The 18,331-nt window shown below is 38.8% G+C and carries 24 protein-coding genes; 15 read left to right on the forward strand and 9 right to left on the reverse strand.

Annotation, left to right across the window (positions count from 1 at the left end):
• Together AB986_RS22445 and proB are read left to right on the forward strand one after the other, a co-directional pair.
• Entirely contained in the window at positions 1-147 is a 147-nt protein-coding gene (locus AB986_RS22445) for a hypothetical protein (protein WP_161797389.1), read from the forward strand.
• Between the two features lie 219 nt (positions 148-366).
• A complete protein-coding gene (gene proB / locus AB986_RS14490) occupies positions 367-1,458 on the forward strand; it encodes a glutamate 5-kinase (protein ID WP_048311878.1) in 1,092 nt (363 codons plus the stop codon).
• Between the two features lie 198 nt (positions 1,459-1,656).
• Here the strand turns inward: proB and AB986_RS14495 are convergent, their stop codons facing one another.
• Positions 1,657-2,022 carry a MerR family transcriptional regulator gene (locus tag AB986_RS14495; protein WP_048311879.1) on the reverse strand — a complete coding sequence of 122 codons (366 nt, stop codon included), beginning with the start codon at positions 2,020-2,022 and terminating at the stop codon, positions 1,657-1,659.
• A gap of 101 nt (positions 2,023-2,123) precedes the next feature.
• On the opposite strand from AB986_RS14495, the gene AB986_RS14500 reads away from it, so the two are divergent.
• Positions 2,124-2,882, forward strand: a complete 759-nt coding sequence (locus AB986_RS14500) for an SDR family NAD(P)-dependent oxidoreductase (RefSeq protein ID WP_048311880.1) — start codon at positions 2,124-2,126, stop codon at positions 2,880-2,882.
• Between the two features lie 45 nt (positions 2,883-2,927).
• Here AB986_RS14500 and AB986_RS14505 read toward each other — a convergent pair whose 3' ends face one another.
• Entirely contained in the window at positions 2,928-3,986 is a 1,059-nt protein-coding gene (locus AB986_RS14505; RefSeq protein ID WP_048311882.1) for a DmpA family aminopeptidase, read from the reverse strand.
• 378 nt (positions 3,987-4,364) lie between these two features.
• Here AB986_RS14505 and AB986_RS14510 point away from each other — a divergent pair, with 378 nt between their 5' ends.
• From AB986_RS14510 to AB986_RS14540, 7 genes are all read left to right on the forward strand, one after another.
• Complete coding sequence (locus tag AB986_RS14510; RefSeq protein ID WP_048311884.1) at positions 4,365-5,090, forward strand: YebC/PmpR family DNA-binding transcriptional regulator; 726 nt, start codon at positions 4,365-4,367, stop codon at positions 5,088-5,090.
• A 426-nt stretch (positions 5,091-5,516) separates the two neighbouring features.
• Positions 5,517-5,960 carry a GNAT family N-acetyltransferase gene (locus AB986_RS14515; protein WP_048311886.1) on the forward strand — a complete coding sequence of 148 codons (444 nt, stop codon included), beginning with the start codon at positions 5,517-5,519 and terminating at the stop codon, positions 5,958-5,960.
• Positions 5,961-5,981: 21 nt separating this feature from the next.
• A complete protein-coding gene (locus tag AB986_RS14520) occupies positions 5,982-7,001 on the forward strand; it encodes a S66 family peptidase (protein ID WP_048311887.1) in 1,020 nt (339 codons plus the stop codon).
• Positions 7,002-7,363: 362 nt separating this feature from the next.
• The gene (locus tag AB986_RS14525) at positions 7,364-7,555 is read left to right on the forward strand and encodes a hypothetical protein (RefSeq protein ID WP_048311888.1); all 192 of its coding nucleotides are present in this window, start codon (positions 7,364-7,366) and stop codon (positions 7,553-7,555) included.
• Positions 7,556-7,726: 171 nt separating this feature from the next.
• Entirely contained in the window at positions 7,727-8,173 is a 447-nt protein-coding gene (locus AB986_RS14530; RefSeq protein WP_048311889.1) for a GNAT family N-acetyltransferase, read from the forward strand.
• 41 nt (positions 8,174-8,214) lie between these two features.
• The gene (locus AB986_RS14535) at positions 8,215-8,733 is read left to right on the forward strand and encodes a DUF6886 family protein (protein WP_048311890.1); all 519 of its coding nucleotides are present in this window, start codon (positions 8,215-8,217) and stop codon (positions 8,731-8,733) included.
• A gap of 295 nt (positions 8,734-9,028) precedes the next feature.
• Positions 9,029-10,453, forward strand: a complete 1,425-nt coding sequence (locus AB986_RS14540) for an alanine/glycine:cation symporter family protein (protein WP_048311891.1) — start codon at positions 9,029-9,031, stop codon at positions 10,451-10,453.
• Positions 10,454-10,577: 124 nt separating this feature from the next.
• On the opposite strand, the gene AB986_RS14545 is transcribed toward AB986_RS14540, so the two are convergent.
• The 3 genes from AB986_RS14545 to AB986_RS14555 are packed head-to-tail and all read right to left on the reverse strand — an operon-like array spanning position 10,578 to position 12,735.
• Entirely contained in the window at positions 10,578-11,030 is a 453-nt protein-coding gene (locus tag AB986_RS14545) for an NUDIX hydrolase (protein ID WP_048311892.1), read from the reverse strand.
• 20 nt (positions 11,031-11,050) lie between these two features.
• Complete coding sequence (locus AB986_RS14550; protein ID WP_048311893.1) at positions 11,051-11,857, reverse strand: ABC transporter permease subunit; 807 nt, start codon at positions 11,855-11,857, stop codon at positions 11,051-11,053.
• The gene (locus AB986_RS14555; protein ID WP_048311894.1) at positions 11,854-12,735 is read right to left on the reverse strand and encodes an ABC transporter ATP-binding protein; all 882 of its coding nucleotides are present in this window, start codon (positions 12,733-12,735) and stop codon (positions 11,854-11,856) included. Before AB986_RS14555 ends, AB986_RS14550 begins: the two co-directional genes overlap by 4 nt.
• A 139-nt stretch (positions 12,736-12,874) precedes the next feature.
• Between AB986_RS14555 and AB986_RS14560 the strand changes: the two genes are divergently transcribed.
• From AB986_RS14560 to AB986_RS14565, 3 genes are all read left to right on the forward strand, one after another.
• Positions 12,875-13,480: a TetR/AcrR family transcriptional regulator gene (locus tag AB986_RS14560; protein ID WP_048311895.1), complete on the forward strand. Its 606-nt coding sequence runs from the start codon at positions 12,875-12,877 to the stop codon at positions 13,478-13,480.
• 115 nt (positions 13,481-13,595) lie between these two features.
• Positions 13,596-13,715: an FbpB family small basic protein gene (locus AB986_RS21820; protein WP_136948021.1), complete on the forward strand. Its 120-nt coding sequence runs from the start codon at positions 13,596-13,598 to the stop codon at positions 13,713-13,715.
• Between the two features lie 89 nt (positions 13,716-13,804).
• Positions 13,805-14,443, forward strand: a complete 639-nt coding sequence (locus AB986_RS14565) for an MOSC domain-containing protein (RefSeq protein ID WP_048311896.1) — start codon at positions 13,805-13,807, stop codon at positions 14,441-14,443.
• Between the two features lie 154 nt (positions 14,444-14,597).
• Here the strand turns inward: AB986_RS14565 and AB986_RS14570 are convergent, their stop codons facing one another.
• Together AB986_RS14570 and AB986_RS21825 are read right to left on the reverse strand one after the other, a co-directional pair.
• The gene (locus tag AB986_RS14570) at positions 14,598-14,903 is read right to left on the reverse strand and encodes an HU family DNA-binding protein (protein ID WP_269082700.1); all 306 of its coding nucleotides are present in this window, start codon (positions 14,901-14,903) and stop codon (positions 14,598-14,600) included.
• Positions 14,904-15,011: 108 nt separating this feature from the next.
• Positions 15,012-15,170: a Fur-regulated basic protein FbpA gene (locus AB986_RS21825; RefSeq protein ID WP_084006575.1), complete on the reverse strand. Its 159-nt coding sequence runs from the start codon at positions 15,168-15,170 to the stop codon at positions 15,012-15,014.
• A gap of 147 nt (positions 15,171-15,317) precedes the next feature.
• On the opposite strand from AB986_RS21825, the gene AB986_RS14575 reads away from it, so the two are divergent.
• Both AB986_RS14575 and AB986_RS14580 read left to right on the forward strand, forming a co-directional pair.
• Positions 15,318-16,091 (forward strand): GNAT family N-acetyltransferase, encoded by a 774-nt coding sequence (locus AB986_RS14575; protein ID WP_048311899.1) that lies wholly within the window; start codon positions 15,318-15,320, stop codon positions 16,089-16,091.
• 213 nt (positions 16,092-16,304) lie between these two features.
• Positions 16,305-17,318, forward strand: a complete 1,014-nt coding sequence (locus AB986_RS14580; protein WP_048311901.1) for a S8 family peptidase — start codon at positions 16,305-16,307, stop codon at positions 17,316-17,318.
• 49 nt (positions 17,319-17,367) lie between these two features.
• On the opposite strand, the gene trhA is transcribed toward AB986_RS14580, so the two are convergent.
• The gene (gene trhA / locus AB986_RS14585; RefSeq protein WP_394171816.1) at positions 17,368-18,009 is read right to left on the reverse strand and encodes a PAQR family membrane homeostasis protein TrhA; all 642 of its coding nucleotides are present in this window, start codon (positions 18,007-18,009) and stop codon (positions 17,368-17,370) included.
• A 74-nt stretch (positions 18,010-18,083) separates the two neighbouring features.
• Entirely contained in the window at positions 18,084-18,266 is a 183-nt protein-coding gene (locus tag AB986_RS14590) for a hypothetical protein (protein ID WP_048311905.1), read from the reverse strand.
• Positions 18,267-18,331 lie beyond the last annotated feature (65 nt).

Consider the following 18,331-nt stretch of genomic DNA (forward strand, 5'->3'; position numbering starts at 1 on the left):
ATGCGTTTACAGGAATGGATTGAATCTGAAGATCAAATGCGACTGGAAGAAATGAAAGTACAAGATGCTAATTCTACTGTTCCTATTCATTCGACGCTAACCTGGACTCTTTTAGGAACGCCTACAATCGAACTCTCTCAGTTTTGAGTAATCTTCAAAATTGAATTTGAAAAGGACTCTTTGTTCACTGACAAAGGGTGCTTTTTTATAAGTTGATTAACCTTTCATCTTCATAGCTGCATAATAAATAAAAGTGAGTTTTAAATGTTAGAGGGCAATACAATCCTCCGTTTTTGTGGTAAGATTTTAGAAATTTCATCATTGTTTCTACACGTCATTGAACGTATTCAAATAAGGAGATGTACCATGGGAAAGAAGAGAATTGTAGTAAAGATTGGAAGTAGTTCCTTAACGAACGGCAGGGGAGAAATTGATCTTGCTAAGCTGATCGATCATGTTAACGCACTTGTATTGCTTCGAAAGGAAGGACATGAGGTGTTACTTGTGTCTTCAGGAGCAGTAGCAGCAGGGTTCAAAGAGCTAGGCTATCCTTCAAGACCCGTAACCTTAAAAGGAAAGCAGGCTGCTGCAGCTTTAGGACAAAGTTTATTAATGAAGTCGTATATTGAAGAATTCAATCAGCGAAATATTTCTGTCGCTCAAATTCTATTAACTCGTCCTGATTTCTCAAATCAAGAACGATACAAAAATGCCTTTGATACACTATCTGAATTGCTAGCAAGAGGTGTCATGCCGATTATTAATGAAAACGATACTGTCTCAACTGAAGAATTAAAATTCGGTGACAACGATATGCTGTCAGGTCTTGTTAGTGGGCTTGTTCATGCAGATGAACTGATCATTCTAACGGATGTGAACGGCATCTATGATTCGAATCCTGCAACGAATCCTAACGCAAATAAATACCATTCTCTTACAGAGATTCATGAATATATGATAGAACAAGCTGGAGGTGCTGGGTCAAGCGCCGGAACAGGAGGCATGAAGTCAAAGCTAATCGCAGCGAAGACAGCCTTGAATTTAGGAGTGCGAATCTTTATTGGCTATGAAACAGGTAGTCACAAATTACTTAGAATCCTTTCAGGTGTCGGAGATGGAACGTATATAAGCCGAGAGAAACAAACTTCTTTTCCAATCAAAAAACAATGGATTTCGATGCACTCTCATGTATCAGGTCAACTTTATATTGATGAAGGTGCGGAGAATGCAATTCTATGGAATGGTAGAAGTTTGCTTTACAGTGGAATTCGTCAGGTTGTTGGTCACTTTAGTGAAGGCGACGTTGTTGAGGTATACGGCAAGAATGGAAAGCTAGGAAAAGGACAGGTTCGCTATTCATCTGCTTTCTTAGAAAAAGTCATTCAAGATCATGAAAAGGAAAACCAAATGGCTGAAGTGATTCACAGAGATTATTGGGTGGCGGAAGCGTTGAAGTAATAACGGATCTGAAAAATGGGATGTACCTGAACAGGTTATACGAATCATAAGTAGTGGCAGATAGGTAAGGTAGTCAAAAGCCCTCTTTCTTCAATAGTAAAGAAGGAGGGCTTCTTTTACTTTTGGGTATGTTAATGAATAGTGTTGATTTTTGGCTCATTCGAGAAATCAACAATATGAGCTAACATAGCCTTACTTTTAGGAGAGTGATTTCTGCATAAGTTCTTTATAAGTTGCCACTTTCTTCGTTAACATTTCATCTGTTGTAAGAAGGATGTCAATCTGATCCCGAATGTACTGCTGATGATCTTCAATCAGCCTGAAGCGTGCACTTGCGGTATGCTCTCCTTCAAGAAACAACCGAGTGTATTCTTTAATTTGCGATACAGGCATTTGGGTTTCTCGTAATTTCTTAACAAACTTCAGCCATTGAACATGCTGTTCGTCAAATTGTCTTATACCACTTTCATTTCGGATGGGATCAATAATCCCTTCTTTTTCATAATAACGAAGGGTATGTGCACTAATATCAACCACTTTGGCAATCTCACTTATTGTGTACATGCAATCGACCTCACTTGTATTGGTTATTAGTTGACTTAGAGTGCACTCAAACGTCTACAATAAGATCGTAGCATATATTATTAATTTGTGGAGGGATTGTCATGAAGTACACGGTTATTACAGGAGCAAGTTCAGGTATTGGATATGAATCAGCACTTAAGTTTGCCGAAAGAGGGAAGAATCTTGTCATCGCTGCACGTCGAACAGCTAAATTACAAGAATTGAAAAACGAAGTACAAAAGATTAATGCGGATCTTGATGTGATTATTCGTGAAGCGGACTTATCTTTGAATGACAATGTATATGCGTTCTATGAAAGTCTTGAGAATATTGAGATTGAAACATTCATTAATAATGCTGGATTTGGTAATTTTGATCCAATTAGCGAACAAAAGCTTCCTAAAATCGAAACAATGCTTCGCTTAAATAATGAGGCACTAACGATCCTTTCATCTCTATATGTTCGTGATTATGCAAATGTTGAAGGAACACAATTGATCAATGTATCGTCTGGTGGAGGCTATACGATTGTAGCGGGTGCGGTGACGTACTGTGCGACGAAGTTCTTTGTTAGTGCCTTCACAGAAGGCTTGGCTCAGGAACTTAAAGGACAAGATGCGAAGATGCAAGCGAAAGTATTGGCACCTGCTGCAACAGAAACAGAATTTGCGAATCGCGCAATGGATATCAATAACTTCGAATATGAAGGAACTGTTCCAAAGTTCCATACAGCTAAAGAAATGGCAGACTTTATGCTAGATCTTTACGATAGCAATAAAGTCGTTGGAATTGTTGATGGAGAAACATATGATTTCGAGTTGAAAGACCCGATCTATCCTTATGCTGCAAGAAATCGATAATAAGTAGTGAGAGAAGCCCTGTCAGGTGAATGACAGGGCTTCTCTTTATGTGAGCTGTCTATCAAATTGATTAAGCAGATCAGATAGTGCAGGTCTCTCATTGCCATCCCGACCAATCACATGAGTAGCTGTAACTAACGAATTTAGGACGGCTTCTTCAGTTGCTTCTCCAACTGCACGAAAAGCTGTATCAATTTCCTCTTCGTTAATCGTTTCCATGAAAATGCCAGCTGTGGACTGATGAGGAATCTTGTTAGCTGTTGAGAAACCAAGAATGACCTCCCCGCTACCTGTTGTCATAATCGACCCCGTTCGAGCTAAGCCTGTGGATGCTCTTTTGATAATTCTGTGAAGCTGGCGTTCTGAGACGGGCAGGTCTGTCGCAACTATAATCATCACAGATCCTTTATCTTTCTCTTCCCATGATTGAACTAGAGCATCCTTAAGATCCTTGCCAACTGCTTTCCCATTCACGCGAAGGTCACGCAGAATTCCAAAGTTCGTTACAACTAATACGCCGATTGTATATGTACTATTTTTCAGTTCCATTATTCTCGATGATGTGCCAATTCCCCCTTTTAGCGAATAACAAAGCATCCCTGTTCCAGCACCGACTGAGCCTTCTTCGATTGTGGAAGTGGCACTTGCGATCGCATGATGAACATGTTCCTGACGAACGTTTCGTGCCCTGATATCATTTAGAAACATGTCATTGCATTCTCCGATAATTGGATTCACAGTTCCTGTCGTTCTTCCGATTTCGGGGTTGTGCTCGAGCATATAGTCAATGACCGCATCTGCAGCAGTTCCGATGCTTAACGTGTTCGTCAAAATAATCGGTGTTTCAATCGTTCCAAGTTCATTGAGCTGAATGGTTCCCATCGTCTTCCCAAAGCCATTTAGAACATAGCTAGATGCGATGAGCTTTTGCTGAAATAAGTTTCCTTGATGCGGAAGAATGGCTGTTACACCTGTTTGGATGTCACCTTTACTTAATGTTGTATGACCTACCGTCACACCTTCTACATCCGAGATTGCATTCCTCGACCCAGGTTCCAACTCACCAATCTCAATCCCAAAATCTCTTAACCTTTTTTGTTTCATGCAAATCGCCCCTTTCTACTATTATCTTACTATTCTTTTCCCTTTTCTAAAGTCTCTTTTCGTAGACATTGTTGCCTTTTGATAAGTGGTGAATTTCCGCTTCTGGATGATCGCTTTCCGCGGGGCGGGCCGTGAGCCTCCTTCCGCTCCAATTAGCGAAGTGTGGTTTTGAATCAATTATTGAAAATCCACAGGTAGTGATTGGAACGGGAATTTCGCTATAGCAACAATGTCTACAAAAAGATCCTTTCCAAACACGTCTAAAGGAACAAAGCTACTAACGAATGAGAACTGAAAAATATGGTATAATTGAGAGGACATAGAGTGCTAGTAACGTAAGATTTTGTTAAAGATTAAAGTAGAAAAGAGTGAAATGATATGGGGCGTAAATGGAATAATATTAAAGAAAAGAAAGCATCCAAGGATGCGAATACAAGTCGGATCTATGCGAAATTCGGACGCGAGATTTACGTAGCTGCAAAACAGGGAGAGCCAGACCCAGTTGCTAACCAGGCACTACGATTGGTACTTGAACGAGCGAAAACATACAACGTACCAAAAGCTATTATTGACCGTGCAATTGAAAAAGCAAAAGGTGGAGCGGATGAGAACTATGACACGCTTCGTTATGAAGGATTTGGTCCAAGCGGATCGATGGTCATCGTTGACACGCTAACGAACAATGTGAACCGTACGGCATCTGATGTACGTTCAACATTTGGCAAAAACGGGGGCAACATGGGTGTGAACGGTTCAGTTGCCTACATGTTTGATGCTACGGCTGTTTTTGGTATTGAAGGAAAATCTGCTGACGAAGTACTTGAGCTCTTAATGGAAGCGGATCTTGATGTACGCGACATTATGGAAGAAGACGATGTTGTCATTGTCTATGCTGAACCGGACCAATTCCACGCTGTTCAAGAGGCATTCAAGAACGCAGGCATCACAGAATTCACGATCGCAGAACTAACAATGCTTGCACAAAATGATGTTGAGCTATCAAATGAAGATCAGGAGCAGTTCTTAAAAATGATTGATGCTCTTGAGGAGTTAGAAGATGTTCAACAGGTATATCACAATGTTGACTTAGGTGATGAGGAATAGAAGTAGAGATCTGATTTAAGATAAGTAGTTCATCTTTGAAAGGCAAAATATTAAAAGACAGTAGAAGAAGCCATCCAAATTATTAAGTGATTTGGATGGCTTTTTTTATATGTTATTTTGATCGTTATTAAACTAAATACTTAATTTGAACATAACTTTTAAGATAAAAGGCTTTTTTCATTGGCCTAGTTGCTCTTAGAGTAGTGGTTAATTTCCGCTACAGGTGCCAAAAACAGGTTAGAAAATTTTAACCTGTTTTATTACTAACCTATCCCTAGTTAAAACTTCTACAAATAAACTATTGTAGATAAGAAGGAGACGATCTTTTTTTGAAGAAAGGGACTCTATACTTAGTGTAGGAGTAACCTACTAGTTGAGACGCAAAGAAAGACTAGAGATAACAACAATTAATAGGAGGGGTTACTAATGGACTTTACCTTTGTTCCTCTAACAATAGATGATGCAAGAGAAATCAAGAACTGGGATTATAATGGAGAATTCGACTCTCTATACATGACACCTTATTTTACATCGTTTGAGGAAGGTGGAGTTTTAATTGGACCTGGGGAATGTGATGGGTTTGTTGCGCTAGTAAATAATCATGTTTCGGGATTATTTGAATTCACTTTATGCGAAGAGGAGATGGAAATTGGACTTGCATTACCACCAAGTCTCGTAGGGAAAGGGATTGGAGCGGATTTCGTTAATCAAGGAATTCAATTTGGTCTAGAACACTACGAAACTAAAGTGAATGTGATTAAATTGGAAGTAGAAACCACAAACGTTGCTGCAATCCGTGTCTATGAGAAAGCAGGATTTAGAAGGATAAAGCAAACTGGTAATGAAATAGAAATGAGAAGAAATGTGTAGCATTAGTGAAGGAGGATCGTCATGAATAAAATAAAGTATCCGTTTTTAAATCAAGGAGCAACAATTGGAGTAACTGCACCATCATCTGGTGCTCCTACTGAATTACATAAACTTTTAACCACTGCACGTGATCGCTTAGAATCAAAGTCATACGAAGTACTTTTTGGAGATACTAGTTGGACGCAAGACAAAGCAAAGTCTGCATCTGCCAAAATACGTGCTGCTGAGTTTAATAAAATGATGTCAGATGAACAGATACAGCTCATTATCCCACCCTGGGGCGGTGAACTACTGATTGAAGCGCTTGAATATATTGACTTCGATCACATGAAAACGAAGTGGGTATTAGGTTATTCGGATGTTAGTCTTCTATTATTGGCGATTACGTTAAACACTGGAATAGCTACTGCTCATGGCACAAACTTAGTCGATCTTAGAGGCGAATATTCAGATGATACGACTGACATGTGGGAATCTGTACTATCCACTGAAGCTGGTGGATCTGTCATCCAATATTCATCAGAGAAATACCAAAAAGAATGGCAGTTTGATAGCCCTACAGCTTGTGTTTTCGATCTAACGGAGCAAACAGAGTGGAAATCAGTTTCAAGCAAGAATGCAAAAGTGCAGGGTCGAATACTTGGAGGATGTATTGATGTAGTTAGACATTTAATAGGTACTCCATTTGGTAATGTAACTCATTTCAGAGAGCACTTTATTACTAATGAGCCGATTGTCTGGTATTTCGAAAACTGCGGTATGTCGACAACGGATTTACGAAGAACGTTAGTGCATATGAAATTAGCAGGCTGGTTTACCAATTGCGCAGGAATTCTCTTTGGAAGAAGTCCCGCGAATACACCTGTTGGAAACTATGAGATTGAGGACGTTTATAACGATTTGTATGAAGAAATACAAGTTCCAATTCTTTATGATATTGATTGTGGACACGTTCCACCGCAGAACACGTTTATAAATGGAAGTTATGCTGAAGTAGAATTGACTAATGGTAAAGGAACAGTTGTGCAGCATTTTATTTAATCGATAACCGTTAAATTAATAAGATACTGCCGCTCTTATTTAGGCTGTTTTGGTAGATATTGTTGCTTTCAAAAGATTTTTCTATATAGAACCCCACTTAGCTGATTGAAGCGGAAGGTGCTCACCGCCCGCCCCGCGGAAAGCGAGCACCTGCAGCGGAAATCAACCACTTAGACACCTGGAGTTAACCCTGATGAAGGGGAAACTCCCATTTTTTGTTTTTAGAGCTTGTAGCGGTCTAAAAGTGAGATCCTTGTTCATGAAGTTTCACCTTTATAATGAAACTTTTTTGTCGTTCTGTCGTAGAACATACTAGAAGGAATACAATGTGGAATAGAATCAAAGTAAGGAGGAAGATAACCATGACAAATATTGCATTTGGGATATTTCTATTGTTAGCGAATGGGCTTGTGCAGTACAGTTGGTTCGTTGATCCAAACAATGGTGTTGCGATTGATTTCAAGTCTAAGCGTTCATATGTGATAACAACCATCTTACTTTCACTCTTTACAATTTATTTACTAGTTACAGGCATATCGTCTACTTTTTATTAATGTAAAACCGGAGTTAGTTGAAGTGAATAAGAACAGTCATTTGTATGATAGAGGGCTTTTCCTGAATGGAAGAGTTCTTTTTTTATGCAACTAAAGATTGCAGTAGATTAATTGCTTTGAAATAATTGGAATTGAGTGAAAATAAATCACGTGTAGGTAGGGAGAATGAAAATGGACTATAAGTTGGAGGTTTTACTTGAGCAAGATAATAAGTTCTCATTGTTTATGACGAATCAAATAAAAGAGTTTAACAATGACCGTTCTTTTCATCATAAAGAATCAAGGAAAAAAGGCTATGTCGTACCAATTAACCTGATTGTTTCTGATGAAAATGACCAATGGATTGGTGGCATAACAGCTGAACTATATTGGAATTGGGTTGAAATAGACGTTCTCTGGTTAAATGATCAAATTAGAGGAATGGGAATCGGAACAGAGTTGCTTAAGAGAGTAGAAATGATAGGAGCAGAAAAGGGAGCGAAAAATGCGCTGTTAACAACATTTGAATTTCAAGCGCGGAACTTTTACGAGTTGAATGGATATAGAGTTGTTGGTGAAATAAAGGATTATCCTCCAGGAAGTAGTTATTATACGATGGTTAAATCGCTCGAAAGCTAGTATGAAATGTACTAGAAAATTTATTTTGAGGAGGCTCCTCAGTGCGGTTATTTCATGTAAGCGAAGAAGATCAGATTGCAGTCTTTCAACCACGAAAACCAACGCGAATGGACATGGATCAAACAAAGAAATTTGTGTGGGCAATTGATGACAAAACACTGCCGAATTTCTTAACGCCCAGGAACTGTCCCCGGGTTTGTTTTCATGTTGGGCCGAACACTTCTGAAAGTGATAAGGGAACCTTTTTATCATCAAAAACCTGTTCACATGTGATTGTCATAGAGTACAAATGGTTTGAAACAATGAAAAACACAAAATTGTATTTGTACGAATTTAATCCAGAGCAGTTCACACTTCAAGATGAAAATGCGGGTTACTACATAAGTGAAACAACCCAAAATCCAATTGGGAAATTCGAAGTGGTTGATCTATTCCAAGAATTATTTTCACGAAACGTTGAATTACGTGTTGTGAATAACTTGTGGGATATTGGTGATAAGATTCAACGAACGACATTTAAGTGGTCAATGTGTAGAATGGGATACGCCAAGGAAAGGTAGATCTATAAAACAAGTGTTGATTCGTTAACCTCAAAAAATTTAATTATTTAAGAGAACTCAGCCTATCACGCTAAGTGGAGGGCTGAGCTTTTTGTTGTTCTAGTAATCAGTAATAATCTCATATTTCAGTTCAATTGAAGAGGTCGAAATGACATAATAGAACGCACCGTTTTGAAGAATGAGAGTGCGGTTTAAAAACTGTCGAAAAATGTCTTGCTTTTGTTTTACTTATTTGTATAATAAAAGTATAGAAATTTCAGAAAATTAAAACGAAAGACTAAGGGGAGAATGAGGTATGGAAGAGTTTGTGTCTGGTGTGATTGATGCTTGGAATGGAATTCTTTGGGGATATGTTCTAATCGCTGGCCTACTCGGAATTGGGATTTACTTTACGATTGCTTCACGATTTGTGCAGTTTCGGTACATTGGAGAAATGGTAAGAGTACTTGGAGAAAAACCAGAATTTAAAGATGGTTCGAAGAATATATCACCATTTAAATCGTTCTGCGTTGGCGCAGCTACTCGCATAGGAACTGGTAACTTAGCGGGTGTAGCAGTAGCGATCACGCTTGGTGGTCCAGGTGCAATCTTCTGGATGTGGATCGTAGCCTTGTTAGGTGGTGCGACAGCATTTATTGAAAGTACGTTAGCTCAAGTTTACAAAATTAAAGATTCCAAAGCATTCCGTGGTGGACCTGCCTATTACATAGAAAAAGGTCTCAAGAAAAGATGGTTAGGAATTATCTTCGCCGTACTCATAGCCATAACGTTCGGACTCATATTTAATTCAGTTCAAAGTAACACCATTGCATTAGCATTTGAAAACGCGTTTGGTATGAATCGCCTGGTTGTTGGATTAATCATAACGGCAGTTACAGGCATAGTTATCTTCGGTGGCGTCCACCGTATTGCAAACTTATCAAGTGTCATCGTTCCTGTGATGGCTGTTCTTTATCTAACGATCGCAACTGTAGTTATGTTTATGAATATTACAGAATTACCCTCTGTTATTGCATTGATCGTTCAAAGTGCATTTGGATTTGAACAAGCGGTTGGTGGTGCGATTGGTGCAGCCATCATGAACGGAGTAAAACGAGGATTATTTTCTAATGAAGCTGGTATGGGTAGTGCGCCAAATGCAGCAGCTACTGCAACGACTTCACACCCTGCAAAGCAAGGCCTTATTCAGTCACTAGGTGTATTTGTGGATACCATTCTTGTGTGTTCTGCTACAGCATTTATCATCTTGCTTGCTCCTCAATTCAGAACAGGAGAAGTATCTGGTATCGAGTTGCTTCAGAATTCTCTTGATTCACACATTGGTGGATGGGCAGCAGTCTTTATCTCAGTAGCAATCTTCCTATTCGCATTTAGCTCGATCATCGGTTCTTACTACTATGGAGAAACGAACATTGAATTTATTAAAGAAAGCAAGAAAGCGATTCTAGGTTACCGTGTTGCTACGATGGCCTTCGTCTTGATCGGTTCTGTATCCAGTCTAAGTCTTGTATGGAAAATGGCAGATTTATTCATGGCGCTTATGACAGTGATTAACCTAATAGCGATCGGAATGCTAGCGAAGGTTGCAATGAAGGTGTTAAAGGATTATGAAATGCAGCGTAAGGCAGGAAAGAATCCTGTATTCGACCCTACGGCTCTTGGAATTGAAGGAACAGAAGCGTGGGAAGAAAAGCGTGAAGAGAAGAAAGTAGCAGGGTGATCGCTTCTATATCGATATTTCGAAAGAGCCTGTAGTCCAGGCTCTTTTTCGTGTTCTTCAACACAGTTTAGTTTTTTCACAAAATAAAAAAGCAATGGAAGGCAGAGCCCTCTATTGCTTTCGGCTAGTTCGTATTAAAATAATCATTAATCATCCGTTTGTGACTGCCTACCATATTTTCAGGTAGTTCATTGTAGGAGAAAAAGTCACACGATAAACTCTCATCTGGATTTAACTTAATCGAACCTGAATATTCTTTCACGTAATAAGCAGTTGTAACAGAGTAGAATTCATCTCCATTGTCAGCTTTAGTGAAAAATGATTCTCCTGAGTATAGTTTGAACAGAGTCATGTTTTCAACAGATAAGCCGGTTTCTTCAAACGTCTCTCTTTTAGCTGTTTCTTCTGTTGATTCACCTGGCTCCATTAATCCACCAGGCAATCCCCATCTCTTACTACGTTCATTCCGTAACTGTAGGAGGACCTCATTCTTACTGTTAACAATTAATGTTACGGCACCAACAAGAATAAGCGGGCGATGCCCAACTAATTCACGTAACTCTTTTACATAGTTCATTGCATTCCTCCTTGAACCTATTATAAAGGAAGATCTCTTTTTGAGAACAGGATGATGCTAAGTGCGTAAAGTAAGGTTCCAAGAATGAATAGAAACGTGACAGAAGGCCAAATCTCGACAGTACCCCTCGCAATCTCAACTGGTCTAAACGTAGCGAAGATAGAAAGGTTTACCATCCAATCGAGCTTGTCACTCATTTTCCCTATCAGATCCATCCCATAGAATAGGATCGTTAATAATCCAGAAATTCCAAGTGCTTGCCGTTCATCATTTAATAATGAAGAGAAGAGAAAAGAGTAGGCAGAGATAGCATAGAATAATAGAACTCCCACCAGATTCACTTTAAGGAAACTCATAGCCTCAAACGGTTTATTGTCGATTAATAGTTCGGTTCCGATTACACCTGTAAGCATTGTGGTTAAACCAATAATGAGAAGACCTGTTAGAAGAACGAGACTTTGAGTGAAGGCAATCTTCTTTCTGGAATTTGGTGTAGCTAGTATATAGGCCATCGAACCACGATCAATCAGTCGTGCCATGAGTTGAGATGAAGTCATTAATGAGAAAATCGAAAGAATGACAATATACAATAAGCCGTAGTATTCTCCAGCAATAAAGTCGCTAACGTGCTGAAAGCCACCTTCCATACCAAATGCAGCTAGGAAACTCTCAGGCATAGATTCCATTAAATCATTAAGTCCCGGAGCATCTGCAATAGACGGATAGATACCAATAATGAGAAGTAAATAAAGGGCAGATCCAATCGCGTAGCTTGAGATTGATTTAGCATGAACCTTTAACATTTTGGCATATAACGTCAAGTTCATATGCTCGCCTCCCTGTCATAGTAATTCAGAAAGACTTCTTCAAGGTGCTGTTCATGTATATCAATGTTACGGATCTCATATTCAGCGAGTGTTGAAATAAATTGATTATAATCCCCTTGTACAGCAATTTCAGCTCGGTTATCGCTGATAGATACCACATCAAGGTAATGTCTTACTTGCTCAGCTTCTTCAGCAGAACTAAAGGTAACTTCAAACAGCCTTCTCTGCTTCTGTTGAAGAGCATGTATATCTTCAACAACAACAATTTTGCCATCTTTAATAATCGCAGCTCGATCACAGGTTCGTTCTATTTCTGCGAAACTATGGGATGACATGAGAAAAGTAGTGCCTTTTGCTTTTAACTCGCTAACCAAATCAATAAAGATGCGTTGCATAAGAGGATCAAGACCTGAAGTTGGTTCGTCGAGAATAATAACTTCAGGTTGGTGCATAAATGCAGCAACGATTCCTACTTTCTGTTTCATTCCTTTCGACATTTTTCGAATAGGTGTTTTGACATCGAATTGCAGTCGTTGAATCAATTCATCACGGTAGTTCGTTTGCTTAAGACCACGCATGCCACCAATTAGTTTAAGAAATTCCATTCCATCCATTCCATCAAGAAAAGCAATTTCGCCTGGAAGATACCCAACTCTTTTCTGTATTTTTGCCGCATCTTTCCAAGTATCCAAGCCAAAGATCGAAGCCGATCCGCTTGATGGTTTCATAAACCCCATTAAATGACGGATTGTCGTAGACTTGCCAGCTCCATTCGGTCCAAGGAATCCAAAAACCTCCCCTTGTGGGATAGAAAAGTGAACATCAAATATCCCTTTTCCATTAGAGAACTCTTTCGTCAGCCCATTTAATTCAATCATAAGGTCCCCCTTGAACTAATTTTTGAACTATTATTATACTTATATTTCACTTTAATAATAAATGACAAATAGGTTCGATACAATATAAAATGAACTTATAAATAAAAATAGTTCAGTAAATTGTTAAGGTTGTGATAATGTGAATGGGTTTGAATTACGTAAGCAAAAGAAACGGAAAGAAATTATAGCATCAGCTTTTACGCTTTTTAACCAAGAAGGTGTTAAGGCAGTGAAGGTAAGCGATATTGCAAAGGACGCATCGGTTTCTCAAGTAACGATCTACAATCATTTCAATAGTAAAGAAGAACTTGTACGAGAAGTGATTAAGGATTACATGAATACTCAATTCACATTGTTTATGAATTTACTTCAAGAAGAGAAGAGTTTCTCTGAAGTTATTGAGATGATTATCCTTGAGAAGAACCAAGCTGTTCAACAGATTAATCCTTCACTTTTAGAAGAAATGTTATCCACTGACGAGAAGTTGAAAGGGTACGTTGATCACTTCTATCAAACGAAGACACTCCCACTGTTTATTCAACTTCTGCAAAGGGCTCAGGAACGTGGAGAAGTGAATCCTTCCCTTTCGATGGAAGCTGTTATATTTTATCTCAATGCGATGAAAGCTGAAGCACAACGTGTGCCAGTAGAAGAGTGGTCCAAGCGAGAAAAGTTCCTTCAAGATGTTCTACACCTTTTTTTCTATGGTTTAAATGGGAAGCCTGACAGTCATAATTCTGAATAAGTGTTCATAAACTAAATGTGTGTAAATTTTCACAAAATTTTAACAGTTTGTAACGTTATCTTACCTATTCCTGTTGTATAATGAAGTCATCCAGAGGGAAAGTTGGTGAATTCTGTTGAAGAAACTAAAGAAATTGACTTTTAAGCAGCTAGTCGATCAAAATAGAGCAGAACTTCTAAAGAATGAAAAAGAACTTGCTGAGATTGAGAAGCGAATTGATAATAAACACGTATAGTAGTTGAAAAAGCAGCCTGTAGGCTGCTTTTTTGTATATAGAAGCAAAGAAATCCTGTGCTAAACTAACGATAAGGAGGCGACCTAGTTGTGAAATTACTTAGCGTAAATGTAGGCAAGCCGATTGAAACGGATTACAAAGGAAAGAACATTGAAACAGGAATTTACAAACAGTCAGTATGCGAAAAGGTTTATGTATCTCGTGAACAAGTAGAAGGTGATGGTCAGGCGGATCTTGTTCATCATGGAGGTTCAGAAAAAGCAATTTGTGTCTATCCTATCGAGCATTATTCCTACTGGGAAGAGAAGTTGCAACGTCAATTGAAGCCTGGTGCGTTTGGTGAGAATTTCACCATGTCTGGTTTAGATGAGAAGGAAGCACTTATTGGGGATATATACAAAATAGGTGAAACGAGAGTTCAGGTGAGTCTCCCAAGGCAGCCCTGTTTCAAGCTCTCGAAGAAGTTTGAGGTCAACAATATGCATCTTTTTGTAATGGAAAATGGATATAGTGGCTATTACCTTCGTGTATTGGAAGAAGGCTATGTTAAGGAAGGTGATGACATAACGGTTGAACATCGACCAACACATGGTGTAACTGTGGCCCTAATCAATCGATTAACGTATCATGACAAAAAAGATCGAGTAGGCCTTGAACAGGCTATGCTTGCGAAAGAACTGTCTGAGAGTTGGTATAATAAGTTAAGAAAACAGTTAAGCGCGCTATAAGAGCGCGCTTTTACTTTTTGGCCATGCGATAATAGAAAATGATCAAGATGATAATCGTAACGATAGTGAAACTATATTTAACGACTTGCATAAGCTCCATGGCTTTCTCCTCACGAGAAAAGCTGGAACCAAATGGATCCAGCTTCTCTAAATGTTAGACTACTTTTTCTTTTAATGCTTTACCTGGCTTAAAGGCAGGTGTCTTAGAAGCCTGAATCAGAATTTCTTCACCTGTTTGTGGGTTACGTCCTTTACGAGCTGAACGTTCTCTTACCTCAAAGTTACCGAAGCCTACTAGTTGAACCTTTTCACCTTTTGCAAGTGCCTCAGCAATCGTATCCATTAGTGTGTCTACCACTCTTGCAGTATCTTTTTTTGATAATTCTGCTCTTTCTGCAACAGTCGTCAATAGTTCTGCTTTATTCATCTCATTCATCCTTTCTAATTTTGCTAGTTTCACTTCTATAGCTCCATTTTCACCAGCCTATCGCGTTTTTATACATCTCATTCATGATTTAATGGCATAAAAAAAGAGATTCTTAAGCGAATCTCTGGCTCGTTTGTTAACTTAGTAGTTAGAAAGTTGTTTGTACTCTTTTTCGAGGTCAGTCAGCGTGCAGTGGTAAAGGTGTTGATCTGCTGTAGAGTAAGCTCCTGCTTCAATAAGTTTAGAGATGTAATAGTGACGTCGTTGTTCAAGAGCTTTTCTGAGCTGATTTACTTCCATGAGCACAACCTCCTTATCAATTTTTTATTCCCAGTATGTCCTGAGATCATGTGTTTTAATCGCAATCTGATGTGACAGTATTGACAATTTTTATTCGTGTAATCATGAACGACTGTCGCTTACTACATACATAAAGGATGTTACGCAATGAATAAGAAACAAATCGTACAAGCCATTGAGGCGATTCAATGGGATTATGAAGATGCTCTTGTACCTGAATCTATTCACTATATTCAAAAAGATGACGTTGTGATGATAAAAAATGAAAAATCAACGAGTATCTATGCAAATAAAGTTGTTCGTTTCGATAAGAGCTTTGAAGAAATAGAGGAAGTGTTTGCTTTTTTTGGAGAATCCCCATTTTCATGGTGGGTTCGTAAAGAGAATCATCGTGAACTTGAGGATGAGCTAATGAAACGTGAGCTGTATCATTTTGATACTTATGTTGGATTAGCTAAGGTACTTCATAAGAAAGAGAATGAGGTCGATACACAACATAGTTATAAAGAAGTAACGGGAAAAGAAGAAGTCTCTCAGCATGTACAAGTAGCGAGCTCTATTTGGAATTATGATAGAAGGACAGAGGAGGCTGCCTTCAGTGAAAGAGTGAAGTATATAGAGATACCTGATCGACGAGGAGGATATATGATTGTAGTAGACAACGAGTTACCGATTGCCTATTCCAATTATCGTTATAGTCATGATGATCGTGTTCTCTACTTGAATGGTGCTGGTGTAATCCCACGTTATAGAGGAAAAGGGATTTATCGTGAGATGGTAGCAAGAAGATTAAATGAAGCGATTAGTAGAGGCTGTCAGATTGCAGTGACTCAGGCAAAAAAGGATACATCTGAGCCCATTCTTAGAAAAGTAGGTTTTCAAGAGTATGCTACTTACAAACAGTATGTACCTAACCAATAGTCCAATTAGATTCGTAAAAGCTGCGAAATCAAAGCAAATGTTTCTAGAACACCCGTTTCACGCAAGTAGAGGATAGAACGACGCCTTCCTTTTTAACTAGTAAAATAGGATGAGTCCCGTGAAGAAATTAAATGGGAAAATAGACCATTAAGGACTGGACAGACTAACCTTTTTTATCAGATAATTCTGGTAAAGGAAAGGGAGGCGCTGATTATTAGTGAAGTAAAATTAATACCATTCGTCGTTAATTCTGTCGTAAACCAAGCTGATGCTATTCCAGATGGTGTTGAGATGATTCAAGCTCCAGCAGTTTGGGATGCATCCCAAAAAGGAAAAGGTCGAGTTATTGCAATTGTCGATACAGGCTGTCAGATTGACCACCCTGAACTTCAATCTCGTATCATTGATGGTAGAAATTTCACTAAAGATTTTGGAGGAGACAAAGACCAGTACGATGATAACAACGGTCATGGAACACACGTTGCTGGAACGATTGCTGGTGTGGGAGGAGAAAACGGTGTGGTTGGTGTAGCACCTGATTCCAAGCTTCTAATCGTGAAAGTTCTTAACGAAGCAGGTAGCGGATCTTATCAATCCATTATCGAAGGCATTCGCTATGCAACTGATTGGAAAGGTCCAGATGGTGAGCGTGTCAATGTCATTTCAATGTCACTTGGTGGTCCATCCGATTTGCCCGAGCTTCATGAAGCTATTAAGGACGCAATTAACCAAAATATTTCTGTTGTTTGTGCAGCTGGGAATGAAGGCGATGCAAGAGAAGATACGCCAGAATTTGCATATCCAGGTGCATATAATGAAGTGATCGAAGTAGGGGCTGCGTCATTTCAAAGGACGCTTGCACCATTTTCTAATACGAATAACGAAATTGATTTAGTTGCACCAGGAGTTAATATCTTATCTACTTATCCTGGTGGTAAATATGCTGTACTGTCTGGAACGTCAATGGCTACACCGCATGTTTCAGGTGCATTAGCGCTTATTATGAACATATCAGAAAAAGAGTTCGAGCGTTCGTTAAGTGAAGCTGAAATTTATGCACAGTTAATTAGAAGGACTATTCCGATGGGATGTACGAAGCAAGCTGAAGGTAATGGACTGCTTGCATTAGGATTAGTGAAGCAGCTGGAATCACTGTTTAGTATCTATACGACAGCTTGGAATGAACAAGATGTGAAGAACGAAGAACTAACTAAATCGAATAAATAAAAAGAAGACCTTTTCGTGATGCGAAAAGGTCTTCTTTCTATTAGAACACTTAGAGTGGAAGAACATAGAACAGAACACAAAAGAAATGAGCTAATGTGCCTGCTACAACAAATAAATGCCATACAGCATGGTGAAATTTAAAAGCTCTCCAAACATAGAAGATCGCACCGATAGTATAGAGTAGCCCTCCAACGATAAGAAGCATCATGCCGTTCGGATGTAAATTCTGAGTTAATGGATTCCAGGCTAGAACAATTAGCCAGCCCATTAGGACATATAAAATGGTAGAAATAAATAGAAACTTTTTGACGAAAAAAGCTTTAAAGAAGGTTCCAGCTATCGCAAGGCCCCAAACGATACCAAATAGAGTCCAGCCAAGAGGGCCTTCAATGACAATAAACAGAAATGGCGTATAGGTTCCAGCAATAAAAAAATAAATGGCTGAATGGTCGAGTATTTCAAATAAGTCTTTCGCTTTTCCTTCTGGGAAACTATGCACCAGAGTGGAAGAAGTGTAGAGCAATAGCATCGTTGCTCCAAACAGTGTAAAGCTAACTATGTGCCATGCATTACCGTAACGGGATGCAAAAACAATTAAAATGACAAGGGCAGCTACGCTAATTAAAGCACCAATTCCATGAGTAATATAGTTCGCACGCTCTTCCTCGACAGTAAACGTATGGGTTGTCATGTTTCGCATCATTCCTTTAAATCAGTTACAAGCAGTATACATCATGGAATCATGCTCGTCATGTGAAAAATTGATTAATTCTTGTTCTTTCTCATTTTTTCTGCTTCATTTAATAAATGGTACGTGTAGAAATCCTTTTCTTCTATTTGTTCTGTAACGGCTTCCATGACCAGAAATTCTTCAGCTATTTCTTCCCGAACAGATGATAGAAGTTTCTCACTATCTGACGTTACCAATTTGTTTTTAGGATCCTTCATTTTATTACGCTCCTTTATAGAATGAATGATAGTATCATTCTACCTAAGGAAAGCGAAATTTATTC

Origin of the sequence: Guptibacillus hwajinpoensis, assembly GCF_001039475.1 — a bacterium.
Taxonomy (GTDB): domain Bacteria; phylum Bacillota; class Bacilli; order Bacillales; family Guptibacillaceae; genus Guptibacillus; species Guptibacillus hwajinpoensis.

Coding starts and splice junctions, on each gene's coding strand:
- AB986_RS22445 (WP_161797389.1), top strand. CDS start 1: ATGCGTTTACAGGAATGGATTGAATCTGAAGATCAAATGCGACTGGAA.
- proB (WP_048311878.1), top strand. CDS start 367: ATGGGAAAGAAGAGAATTGTAGTAAAGATTGGAAGTAGTTCCTTAACG.
- AB986_RS14495 (WP_048311879.1), bottom strand. CDS start 2,022: ATGTACACAATAAGTGAGATTGCCAAAGTGGTTGATATTAGTGCACAT.
- AB986_RS14500 (WP_048311880.1), top strand. CDS start 2,124: ATGAAGTACACGGTTATTACAGGAGCAAGTTCAGGTATTGGATATGAA.
- AB986_RS14505 (WP_048311882.1), bottom strand. CDS start 3,986: ATGAAACAAAAAAGGTTAAGAGATTTTGGGATTGAGATTGGTGAGTTG.
- AB986_RS14510 (WP_048311884.1), top strand. CDS start 4,365: ATGGGGCGTAAATGGAATAATATTAAAGAAAAGAAAGCATCCAAGGAT.
- AB986_RS14515 (WP_048311886.1), top strand. CDS start 5,517: ATGGACTTTACCTTTGTTCCTCTAACAATAGATGATGCAAGAGAAATC.
- AB986_RS14520 (WP_048311887.1), top strand. CDS start 5,982: ATGAATAAAATAAAGTATCCGTTTTTAAATCAAGGAGCAACAATTGGA.
- AB986_RS14525 (WP_048311888.1), top strand. CDS start 7,364: ATGACAAATATTGCATTTGGGATATTTCTATTGTTAGCGAATGGGCTT.
- AB986_RS14530 (WP_048311889.1), top strand. CDS start 7,727: ATGGACTATAAGTTGGAGGTTTTACTTGAGCAAGATAATAAGTTCTCA.
- AB986_RS14540 (WP_048311891.1), top strand. CDS start 9,029: ATGGAAGAGTTTGTGTCTGGTGTGATTGATGCTTGGAATGGAATTCTT.
- AB986_RS14545 (WP_048311892.1), bottom strand. CDS start 11,030: ATGAACTATGTAAAAGAGTTACGTGAATTAGTTGGGCATCGCCCGCTT.
- AB986_RS14550 (WP_048311893.1), bottom strand. CDS start 11,857: ATGAACTTGACGTTATATGCCAAAATGTTAAAGGTTCATGCTAAATCA.
- AB986_RS14555 (WP_048311894.1), bottom strand. CDS start 12,735: ATGATTGAATTAAATGGGCTGACGAAAGAGTTCTCTAATGGAAAAGGG.
- AB986_RS21825 (WP_084006575.1), bottom strand. CDS start 15,170: ATGGAAGTAAATCAGCTCAGAAAAGCTCTTGAACAACGACGTCACTAT.
- AB986_RS14575 (WP_048311899.1), top strand. CDS start 15,318: ATGAATAAGAAACAAATCGTACAAGCCATTGAGGCGATTCAATGGGAT.
- trhA (WP_394171816.1), bottom strand. CDS start 18,009: ATGACAACCCATACGTTTACTGTCGAGGAAGAGCGTGCGAACTATATT.
- AB986_RS14590 (WP_048311905.1), bottom strand. CDS start 18,266: ATGAAGGATCCTAAAAACAAATTGGTAACGTCAGATAGTGAGAAACTT.